Origin of the sequence: Opacimonas viscosa (assembly GCF_024199005.1) — a bacterium.
Lineage (GTDB): Bacteria > Pseudomonadota > Gammaproteobacteria > Enterobacterales > Alteromonadaceae > Opacimonas > Opacimonas viscosa.
The window spans coordinates 106728-121790 of record NZ_JANATA010000006.1 but is presented as its reverse complement, the minus strand read 5'-3'; the positions used below and the strand labels follow the sequence as shown (position 1 = coordinate 121790).

Genomic DNA, 15063 nt, shown 5'->3' with positions numbered 1-15063 from the left:
ATAGTGTAGCGGAATTTTCTAGTTAAAACTGCTCTCTTTTTTCGGGGGGATTACACTTTGAAATGTTAAATATAATAAAAACTTATTATCTACACAGAAAAAAGAAAATTTCTAGTGGAGCATTTTATTCGCTGGGCTATGTAATAAGTGTGTCAATTTCAATGAGTAATGTCAGTCAGGTTTTACCAAATAGAGTAGGCTTAATAAGGATAGGGTTTTGATACAGCGTATTGTGGGATTTGCGCAATAATAATATTTACTTTTATAAATCATAATAAATAACTATTTTAATTTAAGTAAGTTTTCCATATCATTAATTTGCTGAATTATAGTTATTTCCTTACGCTATAAAGAACAAAACCAGCACAAGGCTGGTTTTGATTGTTTATGGCGCACCCGAGAGGATTCGAACCTCTGGCCTCGCCCTCCGGAGGGGCGCGCTCTATCCAGCTGAGCTACGGGTGCATAGTGCTTTATTAAGCGGTGCGCATGTTAACATACTTTATTGAAAACTAGCTAGGTTTACCCTCAGTCCAGCAGACTATTTTTACAAAAAATTATTTCACTAAGAGCCAGCCTGTAGACCGTAGATGTGGGTTATGCCGTTTCTTTTACCAACAGTTTATTACCGATTTTGTACTGTAACCAACTTTCATTGGCTAGCTCCACTTCTACTAGTTTGTTCTCTTTACCCCAGCCCTCTGGAAAGGTTAAGGTCCACTCTGTATCAGCAATATCCAGTTTGATTTTCTCTAACTCAGCTAAACTTTCATGCCCGTTGCGTTTATTATGAATAATTACGGCTAGGCGCAATACTCTCAACAAAGCCGCTAGGGTAGGTTGTGTTTCACTGGGATAATCTTGGAACAGTTCAGCAGGAAGTGCTTGTCTGTGATATTTAACAAGCTCTGCCACACACTGACGTTGTAGTTTAGTGAACCCTTCTAGCGCAGTGTGTTCTAGTATATATGCACCGTGTAAATGGTAATTTTTATATTCAATATGCAAGCCGATTTCGTGCAACATACTAGCGGTATACAACAACGTACGAGCGTCCAAAGAACAGATATCGTTATACTGGCACATCTGAGCATATAGGCTCAAGGCCGTTTGGGTGACACTACGTGCTTGGTCACTTTGGATATGAAAACGTTTAATACAGCCCGTAATAGTTTGTTGGCGACGATTATCCAGCGGTTGATTGTCCAACATCCCATAAATAAGCCCTTCGCGCAATGCGCCGCCAGCGATATTCATTTCTTTAATATTTAGGACTTCAAACAGTGCAATTAAGATAGCTAATCCACTTGGGAAAATGACACGTCTAGATTCTGCTAAACCCACAATATTTAAACTATCAATATGCTTGGCATCAATGCACAGCTGGAGCAAATCTTTCATATAGCTCAGTTTGATTGCATCACGGTTACCCTGCGAGATTAAAATGTCGGTGATGGCTTGGGGGGTCCCAGAAGCGCCTAAACACATTTGCCAGTCAAAGCATAAAAAAGCATTAGCATTAGGTTCGATAATCGCTTTTGCCGCAGCGATTGCTGCAGAGAAATTCTCTGTGTTTAGTTTACCATCTGCGAAATAGCGGTCCATAAATGTGACACAGCCCATATTAAAACTGTATAAATGAATGGGCAGGATGTCACGCCCCAAGACGACTTCTGTACTGGCGCCGCCAATATCGATAACTAAACTATTACCTACTGTGGTTGAGGTAAACGCTACACCTCGATAAATTTCCTTTGCTTCTTCTTCTCCGGAAATGATTTTAATTTTATGTTGTAAGGTATCTTCGGCTTTGAGAATAAAATCATGGGCATTAACCGCCAAGCGCAAAGTCGCTGTTGCAACGACTTTGATGTTTGCAGAAGGAATGTTTTTTAGGCGATCTGCAAACGATGCTAAACAACGCCAGCCGCGCTCCATAGCCTCTGTACTGAGCACCATGTCATCATCTAGACCACTGGCGAGACGGACTTTTTGTTTCACTTTAGAAATGATTTGTACATTGCCATTTTGCACGTGAACGACAACGAGATGAAAACTATTTGAGCCTAAATCCACGGCGGCAAAATATTCACCTTTGGGCTGTAATGTCGTTAATTCATCTGGGCGCATAAGTGTATCCTCACTTTTAGCGGTGTTAGCGTCCTCTATTGTGTTGGGGACGGCCTTTATTATTGTTGTGCTTAGGTCTGCCTTTTCCATGGCTAGGTACCTTCCTTTTAAATACGGGTTTCTTTATATCATCCAATAAAGCGTCTGGATCATAGTCACTCACTGGGATCGAATGTTCAATATACGTTTCGATAGCCGGTAAATTCAATGCATATTTTTCACAGGCAAAACTAATTGCGTGTCCACTTTCACCTGCACGACCGGTACGCCCAATACGATGTACATAGTCTTCGGCATCATCAGGTAAATCATAATTGAATACATGAGATACTTTGTCAATATGCAATCCGCGAGCAGCTACATCGGTAGCGACCAATACATCAAGGTTGCCTTTGGAGAAATTGGTCAAAATGGATAAACGCTTGTTCTGAGGCACATCGCCGCTGAGCAGTCCAACGCGATGTCCGTCAGCTTCTAACCAACCGGTGACCGTTTCACAATCGTATTTGGTATTGGCAAAAACAACGGCTTTTTCCGGCCACTCATCTTCGAACAAAGTTAACAGCAAACGAATCTTGTCAGTATCAGAGGGGTAGAACAACTCTTCTTTCACGCGAGTCGCTGTTTTTCTTTCTGGCTCTACTTGGACATGGGTGGGGTTATTCATGTGCTCGTAGGCCAGTTCTTGGACCCGATAGCTAAGCGTCGCAGAAAATAACATGCTTAACCGCTCGGTTGCCGGTGGCATACGATTGAACATAAATCGGATATCTTTGATAAAACCAAGATCAAACATCCGGTCTGCTTCATCTAGTACTGCCACTTGCAAGTTATTCAAAGAAAAAGCATTTTGTTTGTAAAAATCAATGATTCGGCCAGTTGTACCAATAATAATATCGACACCATCATCTAATTGTTTGCGTTGATTTTCATAACCCTCGCCCCCATAGATTAAACCAAGTGTAATACCGGTGTGTTCACTGAGTAATTTTGCATCGTTGTGGATTTGTACAGCGAGTTCACGCGTCGGTGCCATAATTAATGCTTTTGGACCAGACTGATCATTTTTATGCTTTAGCAAGTAATGAAAAGTAGCGACTAAAAAAGCAATGGTTTTACCCGTTCCTGTTTGGGCTTGACCGGCAATATCTAAACCTTCTAATAAAGGGGGCAGACTCAAAGCCTGGATAGGTGTACAATGTGCGAAATTTGCAGCATCCAACGCAGTTAAAATCTGTGGATGGATGGGTAAATCGCTAAATTTAGTTTCTGTTAAATGTGTTTTTTGCATGATATATAATGATTCAATGCTTGCATTAATGACAGTTTCTTATAACACTATGGTATACAAAAATTTAGATATACCCATTTGGAGAAAAGAATGAGCGACAAGATTATCACGTTATCTGATGATAAATTCGAGGCTGATGTTATTAATGCTGAAGGTCCTGTTTTAGTTGATTTTTGGGCCGAATGGTGCGGACCATGTAAAATGATTGCACCTATCTTATCTGAAATTGCTGAAAGTTACGACGGTAAAGTCACAATTGGTAAATTAAATGTTGATGAGAATAGCGAGACGCCACCTAAGTTTGGTATTCGTGGTATCCCAACACTTTTATTATTCAAAGACGGCAGTGTTGCAGCAACTAAAGTTGGTGCCTTATCAAAAGTCCAATTAGAAGAGTTCTTAGCAGAAAACTTATAATTAGTATTTTGGGTAGAGGATAAACTTACTTATCCTCTATTTGTTTATTTTATGTTGTACATTTCTTTACCTTCTTAACATTACGTGCTACTTTTACATAATCGCTTATTATCATAAGCACTCACAGTCACATCCTCTTACGCCTGTACTGTGCTACTTTCCTTAACTAAACTAGCTCATATTCCATTTGGAAGCATAGAGCATAAAGATCCAATTATATGAATTTAACGGAACTCAAGAACAAACCTATTAGCGAACTTGTTGCATTATCTGAAGAGATGGGCCTAGAAAACATGGCTCGCGCTCGTAAACAGGACATTATTTTTGCGATACTAAAAAAACACGCAAAAAGCGGTGAAGACATTTTTGGCGATGGTGTCCTCGAAATTCTTCAAGATGGTTTTGGCTTTTTACGTTCAGGTGACTCATCCTATTTAGCTGGTCCGGATGATATCTATGTTTCTCCTAGCCAAATTAGACGCTTTAACTTGCGAACTGGGGACAGTATTTCAGGTAAAATTCGTCCACCAAAAGATTCGGAGCGCTATTTTGCCTTACTAAAAATCCGCGAAGTTAATTTTGATAAGCCGGAAAATTCACGTAATAAAATCTTATTTGAAAACTTAACACCGTTACATGCGAACGAGAGATGTCGCATGGAACGAGGTAATGGTAGTACTGAAGATATTACCGCACGTGTCTTAGATTTGGCTTCACCGATTGGTAAAGGTCAACGTGGTCTTATTGTAGCACCGCCAAAAGCCGGTAAAACTCTATTATTACAGAATATTGCTCAGTCGATTGCGGCGAATCATCCTGATTGCCAATTAATGGTTTTGTTGATTGATGAACGTCCAGAAGAAGTAACAGAGATGCAACGCTTGGTCCAAGGTGAGGTGATTGCCTCTACGTTTGATGAGCCAGCGTCACGCCATGTACAAGTTGCTGAGATGGTTATTGAAAAAGCGAAACGTCTTGTCGAGCACAAAAAAGATGTGGTGATTTTGCTGGATTCGATAACACGTCTAGCGCGTGCTTATAACACCGTTATTCCATCCTCGGGTAAAGTATTAACCGGTGGTGTCGACGCCAATGCATTGCACAAACCAAAACGTTTCTTTGGTGCGGCACGAAATGTTGAAGAGGGTGGTAGTTTAACGATTATTGCAACTGCACTTATCGATACAGGTTCTAAAATGGATGAAGTTATCTATGAAGAATTTAAAGGTACCGGTAACATGGAATTACACCTAAATCGTAAGATTGCAGAAAAACGTGTATTCCCAGCGATTGACTTTAACCGTTCAGGCACACGTCGCGAAGAATTATTAACCGCTAAAGACGAACTACAGAAAATGTGGATCCTACGGAAGATTGTTCATGAGATGACAGAAATTGATGCGATGGAATTCTTGATCAGTCGCCTATCAATGACGAAGACCAATGATGAGTTCTTTGAAGCCATGAAGCGTAAAAAAAGCTAATTCTTTGAAATAATACCCAAAGGCGAGTAATGTAATGTTACTCGCCTTTTTTGATCTAATTTTAGGAACGAACAATGAAACTGTCTCACATCACTACAATTATAAAAAAATCTTGTTTGGCAACCGTCCTGGTAGCATCCTGTACGGGTAGTGCTTGGGCTAAACCAGATACAAGCGCCACAACAGTCAAAGCCGAAGCGATTGAGGCCGATGTCATTGCTTGGCGTCATCATTTTCATGCCAACCCAGAATTATCCAATCGCGAATTCAAAACTGCAGCATACATTGAGAATTACCTCAAAGGTTTGGGGTTACAAGTGCAAACTGGTATCGCTAAAACCGGTGTTGTCGGTTTATTAGATACCGGTAAACCAGGTCCAGTAGTGGCCTTGCGTGCCGATATGGATGCTTTGCCGGTTTTGGAAGATAACGATTTACCTTATAAGTCTACTGTGCGTGGAGAGTTTAACGGTAAAGATGTGCCCGTTATGCATGCTTGTGGGCATGATACGCATATGGCGATGCTGATGGGGGCGGCTAAGTTGTTGACGGATATGCAAGATGAATTAGTTGGCCAAGTTAAATTTATCTTTCAGCCTGCAGAAGAGGGCAGCCCAGAGGGTGAAGTGGGTGGAGCTGAAATCATGGTGAAAGAAGGTGTGTTGAAAAACCCTGATGTCGATGCGATATTTGGCTTGCATATCAGTGCAGCCACCGATGTGGGTCAAGTAAGATGGCGTGAAGGTGGCATCATGGCGGCTGTTGATCCGTTTAAGATTGTGATCAAAGGTAAGCAAGCACATGGCGCCTACCCTTGGTTGAGTGTGGATCCAGTGACGACCGCAGCGCAAATGATTATGAGTATGCAAACTATTGTGAGTCGTGAATTGCGTTTGGTAGATGATGCAGCAGTTATTACGGTTGGTGCAATTAATGGCGGAAATCGTTCTAACATTATCCCCAATGAAGTTGAGTTAGTCGGAACGATACGAACCTTGAACGATGAAGCTCGTGAACATATCTATGAAGCCCTTCCTAGAAAAGTCTCTGCGATAGCACAAAGTATGCGCGCAACTGCCGAGTTAACTTTACCGCTTGATTATAGCTACCCTGTTACGTTTAATGATCCTGCACTCATGCAGCAAGTTTTACCGACTCTTGAACGTACTGCAGGCAAAGAAAACCTGATCCATTCCAAACCGGTTACAGGTGCTGAAGATTTCTCATTTTTCCAAAAAGAAGTGCCTGGTGTGTATTTATGGATCGGTGGCAAACCTGTCGATGTTGCACCAGAAGATGCACCAGCACATCACACGCCTGAGTTTGTAGTAAGTGATGACGGTATGCAATTAGGGGTTGAGTTATTAACGAATCTTACGATAGATACGTTATTTGCTGAATCACAGAAATAGGTGAGGATTAACTAGCATTCATCCTGCTATAAAAAAGGTTTGAGTTAGATAATCTAGCTCAAACCTACCATAGCTCAAACCTAGTATATTTAGCTAAGTCTTTGTTGTATATGAACTTATTGGTTTGCTACAGCACCATAAGACAAGAGATGCTCACGAAATGCATCACTCACTTCACTTTTCGGCCGGTTCACTAACGAAACGGCATGCCATTGATCCACTAGTGGGAAATCGATGACGTTTAGTTCTTTAACCGAGTTTGTAGTACCTTGATTCACTGTATGCTCTGATAAAACAGCTAGACCTATACCTTCGGCAACAGCTGCTTGTATGGCTTAATTACTCTCAATTAACATAATATTAGATAAACTAATATTGTTTTGAATGCAGTAGTTTTGTAGTGCTTTGTGCGTACTGGAACCTTGCTCTCGTACTAGGAACTTGTGTTCTTGTAATGCTGATAGGTGACAATGGTTCGGGCCTGTAAAGTCAGTAGGCGCAACAACGTGTAGTTTGTTCTGCATAAAAGCATGAACATCAATATCAGAAAAATCAGGAACATCAGACAAAATATACATATCGTCTTGCTGTTGTTTGACTCTATCCAAAAGTTGTTGTGAATTACCGACTTTTACTTGGATGTTAATACCTGGGTGTTCCAAGCAAAATGGTTTTAATATTTTAGGAATAAGGTATTTAGCGGTAGTGACCACAGCGAGTTTGAATGAGCCTTTGGATTGGCCTTTTAATGCCATAATATGCGCGTCAAGTTCACTTTGCGTTTGCAATATAGCGATAGCGCTTTGGTAAACAGCTTTACCCGCAGCGGTCAAATTTATGGTGCCATGATGCGTTTCCAGCAAGGTCATGTCATAAATTTCGCTGAGCTTTTTTAACTGTAAAGAAACGGTCGGCTGAGATAATGAAAGCTTAGCTGATGCACCCGTAATGGATCCGCTCTCTACAACTTGTTTAAAGACTTGTAAAAGTCTGAATGTAATCGAGTTCATGACTTAATAGTATATACTAAATTCAAAATGTAAATACTTATCGGTACATAATTTGACCATGTTTAGGTGTTTTTGTAAAAATAACCTATCTGGATAATTGGCTAATTTATAAATTATTGTTAGACTATCGGGTTTTCACATTGCAGAAGCCAATTAAGACATGACCCTTTATCGGCTTCGTTATCGAGATTTATCATGGCAAAAGTCGCTATCGTTATGGGTTCAACTTCGGATTGGCCTACCATGCAAAAAGCAGCAGAAATGCTTGAAAGTTTTGGTGTTGAGTACAAAGCGCAGGTTGTTTCTGCACATAGAACACCTGAACTGTTAACCGAATTCTCCAAAACGGCGGAAACCGAAGGATATTCTGTTATTATCGCTGGCGCAGGTGGTGCCGCACATTTACCAGGCATGATTGCTGCGCACACGCATATTCCGGTTTTGGGCTGTCCGGTTCGTTCCAGTCAACTCAACGGCATTGATTCCTTGTTATCAATCGTACAAATGCCCAAAGGCGTTGCTGTTGGTACTTTGGCAATCGGAGAGGCGGGTGCCGCCAATGCCGGTTTATTAGCTGCTCAGATAGTAGCGCTACAAGAGCCTGCAGTGCGAGATGCGATTATTGCTTTTAGAGAAAAACAGACTGAAACCGTCTTAGCTAACGGTCAACTCGAGTTATAACATATGAATGTATTAGTTTATGGTGCAGGTCAGCTGGCTCAAATGATGTATTTGGCAGGGGCTCCTTTAAATCTAAATGTATTAGCAGTCGATGTCGCAAATAAGACAGTGGTACATCCTGTAGAAAAAACAGTGCTTCCACAAAGTTTAGAGCAAGCTATAAATGATGCAGACGTATTAACTGTCGAGTTTGAACACGTACCTGAAGAACTTTTATTAGTTGCGGAAGAATCAGGTAAACTCTCTCCCAATCTGCAGTCTATTTTAGTAGGTGCGGATCGAGTCCGAGAAAAGCATTTATTAGAATCATTAAATATTGCGAATTGTGAGCATGAAATCATCACTGACATTGCCCAACTAGATGGGATCTGTGAACGTCTCGGCGAAAAGATTATCTTTAAGTCTTCTCGCGATGGATATGATGGTTATGGCCAATGGCGTTCAAGTACCGCTGCCGATTTACCGGAACTCAAAAACATTTTTACTAAGCTTGACTTGCATAAAGTGCCGATCGTGGCCGAAAAAATGTGTCCGTTTACGCGTGAACTCTCATTGCTAGGAGCACGTAACGAAAGCGGTGAAATTGTTGTGTATCCATTAGCTCAAAATACTCACCATGAGGGGCAGTTACATACTTCGATTGCACCGGCACCACTGCTCAGTGAAGCATTACAAGCTCAAGCTTTGGATATTTTTACTCGCTTAGCTGAAAAACTTGAGTATGTGGGTGTTTTGGCTGTTGAGTTGTTTGAACATGACGGAGTTTTGTTGGTCAATGAACTGGCACCTCGTGTGCATAACTCTGGTCATTGGAGTATGCATGGTGCCGATACCTGCCAATTTGAAAATCACTTAAGAGCGGTTTGTGCTCTGCCTCTAGGCTCAACAGAACACGGCCCTGCCGCGGCGATGATCAACATAATAGGCTGTAACACCTTTTCGAAAAACTTCCTAAGTATTTCAGGTGTACACTTTCACTGGTATGGTAAAACGGTGCGTGAAAAACGCAAGATGGGACATATCAATGTGACAGCTAATTCTTATGCTGATCTGGCTGATAAATTTGGTAATCTCAGCGAATACTTACCGATGGAGTTTTTTCCAAAATTACTTGCGGATGCTGACCGAATTAAGTAAAACTAAGCGCATATTTATTAAAGGAAAAAAATATGCGCCGTTCTACAAGTCTTATTCCAATAAGTATCATTGCAGTAGCTTTATTGGCTGGATGCTCAAAAGCCCCAGAACATACAAAACACGATTCTGTTTCTCACTCGACCACACAATCATCAGATCATCCTAACTCACATTCACAGTCGCACAATGAGGATAAATCTGCTATTACATTGCCTCACTCTTTAGAAACGGTAAGTTTTACAAATGCATCAGGAATAGTTGTGACAATTACCCAGCCGATTATTCGAGCGGCCTTTTCACAAGCAAGTACAGGTGCAGCTTACGTTTCTTTGACTAATCAGGGTGAGCAGGCTGTGACACTTGAGTCAGTGAGTGCCCCGGTAAGCTTAGTCAATGAGGTGCAGTTGCACGATATGGTGATGGATGGCGAAACCATGAAAATGGAACAAATTATGGACGGTATCGCATTGCCAGTCGGGACTGATATTGCTTTGCAGCCTGGTGGCAAGCATATTATGTTGATGGGGTTAAATGACACATTAGATGCAGGTAAAACCTTTCCATTGACACTGAACTTTGGTGAATCGGGTAGTATTACTGTCGACTTTACCGTGGTAAAACTGTAAGTCATGGTATGTTTTGAGATAGGTCTTTTTTAGCCAAGTCTGAGTATTAATACTTATTAAGTACAGTTAAGGTAGCATGTTATGTCTTTATTATTACGACACTTTTCACGTGTATTCTCGGTGTATAGTGCATTAACCATCAGTGTGTTAATGACGTCTGCATTGGCGCATGCACAGTCTGTGAGTAGCACCACCGTGATTACTGATGGGCTAGCGCATCCATGGGGGGTAGCTGCTTTACCTGATGGCCGTTTTTTAGTGACTGAGCGACCAGGCTTCATCACATTGGTCGATACCAATGGGCAAAAAACACGACTAGCTAATGTTCCTGCCGTTACCGCACAAAGACAAGGTGGTGCTTTAGGGATTGCACTTGATCCAAACTTTGCACAAAACAATACTTTTTATGTGTGTTTGGTGACGGCTGACGAAACAGGTGTAAATACCGGGTCAACTGTATTTAAAGGTCAGTTAGTTGGGACGCAATTTGTTAATCCTACCAAGGTGTTTGAGGCGTTACCCAAAGTCCCAACGGGTTTTCATTTTGGGTGTCGTTTAGCGTTGACGGATAGTAACAGCTTATTCGTATCCTTAGGTGATCGTGGTTCATTTAAAGCGCGCACCCAAGATCTCACTTCTCATTTTGGTAAAGTCGTACGAGTTACTACGCAGGGTCAGGCTCACCCTGAGAATCCTTTTTTAGATAGCCAAGTGCCAGAAGTCTTTTCTATAGGTCACAGAAATGTCCAAGGAATGACCGTACACCCTGAAACAAACCGAGTATGGACACATGAGCATGGTCCTAAAGGCGGTGATGAAATCAATCCTTTGACCAAAGGGGCTAATTACGGCTGGCCAACGATTACTTATGGCGTTAATTACAATGGAAGTATCATTACCGATAAAACCGCACAAGCTGGTATGGAACAACCATTACATTATTGGGATCCTTCTATTGCGCCTAGTGGTATGGCATTTTATGGGGATGATTTGTTGGTGGGGTCGTTGAAGTTTCGCTATTTGAATTATATCGATTTGGATGAAAACGGGCGTGTCATCAAAGAAACCAAACTCTTAGAAGAGTTAAATGCGCGAATTAGAGACGTTATAGTGTCAGGTAATGCCGTTTATGTGTTGACTGATGCACCTAACGGAAGTCTTATTAAGGTCGATTTGGCTCGCTAGAAAAAGGGTGGGCTTGGGTAAAAGACATCCACTGTTCGGTTGCTGGATGATAAAAACCCAACTCAGCAGCATGCAAATGTAAACGATTGACGTGTTGTCGTGTGTGTTCTTCAGAATACAAACGGTCACCCAAGATAGGATGGCCCAGAGATAGCATATGGACGCGAAGCTGGTGGGAACGTCCGGTCACTGGCTTCAACTCCACAAGTGTTGAATAATCATCCCGTTGTAAAACCGTATATCGAGTTAGAGCCCTTTTACCTGTCTCATAACACACCTTTTGTTTTGGACGATTAGGCCAATCTACAATCAAAGGTTCATTACACTCTCCCTCATCATCTTTGACCAGCCCCAAGACTCTAGCGAAATACCGTTTTTGAGTTTTGCGTTCGGCAAATTGATTGGAGAGGTGTTGGTTAGCTGATTTATGCATCGCCAGCACTAAAATGCCTGAAGTTGCCATATCCAAACGATGCACGATCCGCGCTTCCGGAAAAACATCGTTGATTCGTTTTTGAATGCTATCTTGGTGATTGGCAGCTCGACCTCGCACCGAAAGGATCCCCGCAGGCTTGTTCACTACAATCACGTGCTCATCCTGATACAAAAAATCGAGATAAGGCGTCATCGGTGGTTGGTAATTCAAAATAGCCATGTGTTAAAGAATCCTTGAGATAGGCGTAACCAATCGTTATGGGTTATTCACAATTAAACGAATCGAATCCAAATGCAGTTGGGCTTGACTCACTGCTTGCATGGTCTGGTCTAGCTGGGTCTGTAAAGTCGTCACTTCGACATCGCTAATACTTGGATTGATAGCTTGCAGTCTTTGTAAACGGGTCACTTCATTCCCCAGTTTTTCAGAAACGAGATATTGGCTGTCAGCAATCACCACATCAGCACGTTTTTGAGCAAATTCAGCACTTTTAGCCAATGCTTTCTCGATATGCCCTTGTAAAGCCGGGAGTAATTTACGAGCAATCTTAGGGCTGACTTTACTCATCTCTGGTAAGTCATCAGCGCTGAGTAGTTCGCCTTTGAAATTCACCAAGAGGCGAATAGGGGTGGCAGCTAAGAATGGATTATTATCCATACCATGGTGGTCTGCTTGCACTTTGTATAATGTTTCTAAATAAAAGGCACCGACAGGAATACTTTTGTCAGCCATGAACGCAACACTCGCTTTGCCGGTTGATTCATCCTCAATCGTATGAATTAACTCTATAATCAAAGGGTGATCCCAGCTTAAATATGTCAACTCTTCTCGTGCTGTCGCGATGTCACGGCGATAAGTTACCGTCAAACCATCATCTGGGAGCCCATGAATAGCATGTGCTAGGTCCTCAGTGGGTTTGATGATGAAACTATGTGCGTCATTGATTTCTTGGTGGATCCCCATGGCTTCAAACAATAAATGTGTAAAGTCTTCTAGTTCACGCTCAAAGACTGGATTACTGAGATCTTCAACTAAGTCTTCAACCAACCCTTTGCCACTTGAACTGATTTCCAATAATTTATCACGACCAGATTGACGTTCTTCGTTGAATTGTGCCGTTAATGCACCAATTTGCCCTAATAAAGCCTCGTTTGTCCCTGAACCTGCTAGCAAGTTATCGTTAATCTCAGTCGCGAACTGAGCAAACACTTTACTGCCAACCGCACAAGTATAACTGAGTGCATTGAGTCCTTCGTGATAAAAATCAAGTAAGGTATGGGGGGCACTGCCACTTAAATAAGGGACATGAATTTGAATGGTTTGTGTTTGTCCAATTCTATCCAGACGACCAATCCGTTGCTCCAATAGATCAGGTTGCATCGGCAAATCAAATAAAATTAAGTGACGGCAAAATTGGAAGTTACGACCTTCTGAGCCAATTTCACTACATAATAGTAAGTTAGCGCCTTCTTCTGGGTCGGCAAAAAAGTGCGCAGCACGATCCCGTTCGACCAAACTCATTTGTTCATGAAAAACGGGGATATGCAGACCGGTTTGTTCTTTAATATATTCAGCAAGCTGGAGAACCGTTCGCGCAGAGCGACAGATTAACAACGTTTTATCAGTGTGCTCGGCAATATGTGCCAATAACCATTCACAACGAGGATCAATGGTAGTCCAAGTATCTAGAAAATCAGGTAATTCATGCATGAAGCAAGCTTCTTCAGCCGTCTCTAACATGGTTTGCGTATAGATTTCATAGGTTTTTGGCGTGGCTAGTGGATATGTATGGACTTCACGCTGAGAGTCATGTGCCACAGCCTGTCTGGTGTTGCGATAGAACATCCGTCCGGTGCCATGATGATCAATGAGTTCATAAATCAACGCCATTGCGTCACACTCTGGACTATTCGTAAATACAATGTCTGGGTATTGTTGTTTGATAAGTGCATTGGTGGCGGTAGATAATACGTCCTTACCCGCAACGTGTTGCTCCATATCTTGGAGAATCATTTCCGTTAACTCCGCCAACGCATGGTATTGAGTTTGTTCGCTTTGATAAGTCACAAAGTCTGTAAAACGAGCAGGATCTAAAAGGCGCAAACGTGCGAAATGACTTTCGTGACCCAGTTGGTCAGGTGTTGCCGTTAATAAAATAACGCCAGGGATAATTTTTGCTAAAGACTCTACTAGTGCATAATCAGCAGACACTTCAGTTTCAGACCAGTGTAAATGATGGGCTTCATCAACCACTAACACGTCAAATTGACTGGCTAACAGTGCGGTTTGTGCCTCATTGCTTGCCAGCATACTCTCGACACTACAGAGGATAAATTGCTCTGAGTCAAAAGGATTAATATCTTGTTCTTTTAGTGCAGCGAACCGCTCTTCATCAAAAACTGAGAAAACCATATTCACACGCCGTAATAACTCGACTAGCCATTGATGAATCAGAGATTCGGGAACTAAAATCAGGATCCGTTGAGCATGACCGGCTAATACTTGTTTTTGTAGGATCATTGCCGCTTCGATCGTTTTCCCTAAGCCCACTTCATCAGCTAATAACACTCTGGGGGCAATGCGATTACCCACTTGTTGCGCAATGTTAATTTGATAGTCTAATAAACTCACTCGGGCACCGCACAGACCTAGGCGGTCAGAAGTAAAGTGATTGTGTTTTTGCTCCATTACAGACGCTCGGGCATCAAACCATGAGGGCTTATCAAGTTGCAACGAAAATAGGCGTTGTTCAGGCTGGTTTACTTGGGTGTGAAACGATAGTTGAGTTTCCGGTAAAGTCGTCGCCTCTGATGTACCTTGGTACTGCACCGAGTAAAGTACCACCCCTTGATTTTCTATTGCATCTAATACCGTAAAAACACGTCCTTCGACATCTTTTGCTTCTTCATCAGGGTTTAAAACCAAACGGATCAAAGGGTTATTTTGTGCCGAGTAAAGCTTGTCTTCTTCAGTCAAAGGAAAGTAAATCGTGACCTGACGATTATCAGCCGAGGCAATCATACCTAAACCTAATTCTGGTTGCTGTGAACTCAACCATCTCTGACCAACTACATACTCTGACATATAACTTCCTTTGATATAAATACACTAACTAAACACGCTGACCACACACGGAAAAACGAGCGGCGTAGTATATCAGTTTAGTGAAGAAAATGCGTAGTGAAAGTCAGATAATCCTCATTGATGAAAAATTTTAAAAACACCCCTTTTATGCGACATTTATATCTTGTTTA

Annotated in this window: 11 protein-coding genes, 1 tRNA gene and 1 pseudogene; 7 read left to right on the top strand and 6 right to left on the bottom strand. The window is 41.8% G+C overall.

The features are described 5' to 3' along the window. Positions 1-388: 388 nt before the first annotated feature. The 3 genes from NLF92_RS05295 to rhlB form a co-directional block, all read right to left on the bottom strand. Positions 389-465: transfer RNA gene (locus NLF92_RS05295), tRNA-Arg, on the bottom strand. A 132-nt stretch (positions 466-597) separates the two neighbouring features. After that, positions 598-2130 (bottom strand): Ppx/GppA phosphatase family protein, encoded by a 1533-nt coding sequence (locus NLF92_RS05290; RefSeq protein WP_254099573.1) that lies wholly within the window; start codon positions 2128-2130, stop codon positions 598-600. A 25-nt stretch (positions 2131-2155) separates the two neighbouring features. Then, positions 2156-3421, bottom strand: coding sequence for an ATP-dependent RNA helicase RhlB (gene rhlB / locus NLF92_RS05285; protein ID WP_254099572.1), 1266 nt, complete (start codon positions 3419-3421; stop codon positions 2156-2158). Positions 3422-3511: 90 nt separating this feature from the next. Here rhlB and trxA point away from each other — a divergent pair, with 90 nt between their 5' ends. The 3 genes from trxA to NLF92_RS05270 all read left to right on the top strand — a co-directional run bounded on the left by trxA (position 3512) and on the right by NLF92_RS05270 (position 6734). After that, positions 3512-3838: a thioredoxin TrxA gene (gene trxA / locus NLF92_RS05280; RefSeq protein WP_254099571.1), complete on the top strand. Its 327-nt coding sequence runs from the start codon at positions 3512-3514 to the stop codon at positions 3836-3838. A gap of 218 nt (positions 3839-4056) precedes the next feature. Then, positions 4057-5322, top strand: a complete 1266-nt coding sequence (gene rho / locus NLF92_RS05275) for a transcription termination factor Rho (RefSeq protein WP_254099569.1) — start codon at positions 4057-4059, stop codon at positions 5320-5322. Positions 5323-5396: 74 nt separating this feature from the next. Further along, positions 5397-6734, top strand: coding sequence for an amidohydrolase (locus NLF92_RS05270; protein ID WP_254099567.1), 1338 nt, complete (start codon positions 5397-5399; stop codon positions 6732-6734). A gap of 116 nt (positions 6735-6850) precedes the next feature. Here the strand turns inward: NLF92_RS05270 and NLF92_RS05260 are convergent. Then, positions 6851-7744, bottom strand: a pseudogene (locus NLF92_RS05260) (LysR family transcriptional regulator). 195 nt (positions 7745-7939) lie between these two features. On the opposite strand from NLF92_RS05260, the gene purE reads away from it, so the two are divergent. From purE to NLF92_RS05240, 4 genes are all read left to right on the top strand, one after another. After that, the gene (gene purE / locus NLF92_RS05255) at positions 7940-8425 is read left to right on the top strand and encodes a 5-(carboxyamino)imidazole ribonucleotide mutase (RefSeq protein WP_254099561.1); all 486 of its coding nucleotides are present in this window, start codon (positions 7940-7942) and stop codon (positions 8423-8425) included. 3 nt (positions 8426-8428) lie between these two features. After that, positions 8429-9562: a 5-(carboxyamino)imidazole ribonucleotide synthase gene (locus NLF92_RS05250; RefSeq protein WP_254099560.1), complete on the top strand. Its 1134-nt coding sequence runs from the start codon at positions 8429-8431 to the stop codon at positions 9560-9562. A 32-nt stretch (positions 9563-9594) separates the two neighbouring features. Beyond that, entirely contained in the window at positions 9595-10188 is a 594-nt protein-coding gene (locus NLF92_RS05245) for a copper chaperone PCu(A)C (RefSeq protein WP_254099559.1), read from the top strand. An 81-nt stretch (positions 10189-10269) separates the two neighbouring features. After that, positions 10270-11373: a PQQ-dependent sugar dehydrogenase gene (locus NLF92_RS05240; protein WP_254099558.1), complete on the top strand. Its 1104-nt coding sequence runs from the start codon at positions 10270-10272 to the stop codon at positions 11371-11373. Here NLF92_RS05240 and NLF92_RS05235 read toward each other — a convergent pair. Together NLF92_RS05235 and rapA are read right to left on the bottom strand one after the other, a co-directional pair. Continuing rightward, entirely contained in the window at positions 11351-12028 is a 678-nt protein-coding gene (locus NLF92_RS05235) for an RluA family pseudouridine synthase (RefSeq protein WP_254099557.1), read from the bottom strand. The two genes, NLF92_RS05240 and NLF92_RS05235, sit on opposite strands and share 23 nt — an antisense overlap. A 36-nt stretch (positions 12029-12064) precedes the next feature. Next, entirely contained in the window at positions 12065-14893 is a 2829-nt protein-coding gene (rapA, locus tag NLF92_RS05230; RefSeq protein WP_254099556.1) for an RNA polymerase-associated protein RapA, read from the bottom strand. Positions 14894-15063 lie beyond the last annotated feature (170 nt).

Coding starts and splice junctions, on each gene's coding strand:
- NLF92_RS05245 (WP_254099559.1), top strand. CDS start 9,595: ATGCGCCGTTCTACAAGTCTTATTCCAATAAGTATCATTGCAGTAGCT.
- rapA (WP_254099556.1), bottom strand. CDS start 14,893: ATGTCAGAGTATGTAGTTGGTCAGAGATGGTTGAGTTCACAGCAACCA.
- NLF92_RS05235 (WP_254099557.1), bottom strand. CDS start 12,028: ATGGCTATTTTGAATTACCAACCACCGATGACGCCTTATCTCGATTTT.
- trxA (WP_254099571.1), top strand. CDS start 3,512: ATGAGCGACAAGATTATCACGTTATCTGATGATAAATTCGAGGCTGAT.
- NLF92_RS05270 (WP_254099567.1), top strand. CDS start 5,397: ATGAAACTGTCTCACATCACTACAATTATAAAAAAATCTTGTTTGGCA.
- NLF92_RS05290 (WP_254099573.1), bottom strand. CDS start 2,130: ATGCGCCCAGATGAATTAACGACATTACAGCCCAAAGGTGAATATTTT.
- purE (WP_254099561.1), top strand. CDS start 7,940: ATGGCAAAAGTCGCTATCGTTATGGGTTCAACTTCGGATTGGCCTACC.
- NLF92_RS05250 (WP_254099560.1), top strand. CDS start 8,429: ATGAATGTATTAGTTTATGGTGCAGGTCAGCTGGCTCAAATGATGTAT.
- rhlB (WP_254099572.1), bottom strand. CDS start 3,421: ATGCAAAAAACACATTTAACAGAAACTAAATTTAGCGATTTACCCATC.
- NLF92_RS05240 (WP_254099558.1), top strand. CDS start 10,270: ATGTCTTTATTATTACGACACTTTTCACGTGTATTCTCGGTGTATAGT.
- rho (WP_254099569.1), top strand. CDS start 4,057: ATGAATTTAACGGAACTCAAGAACAAACCTATTAGCGAACTTGTTGCA.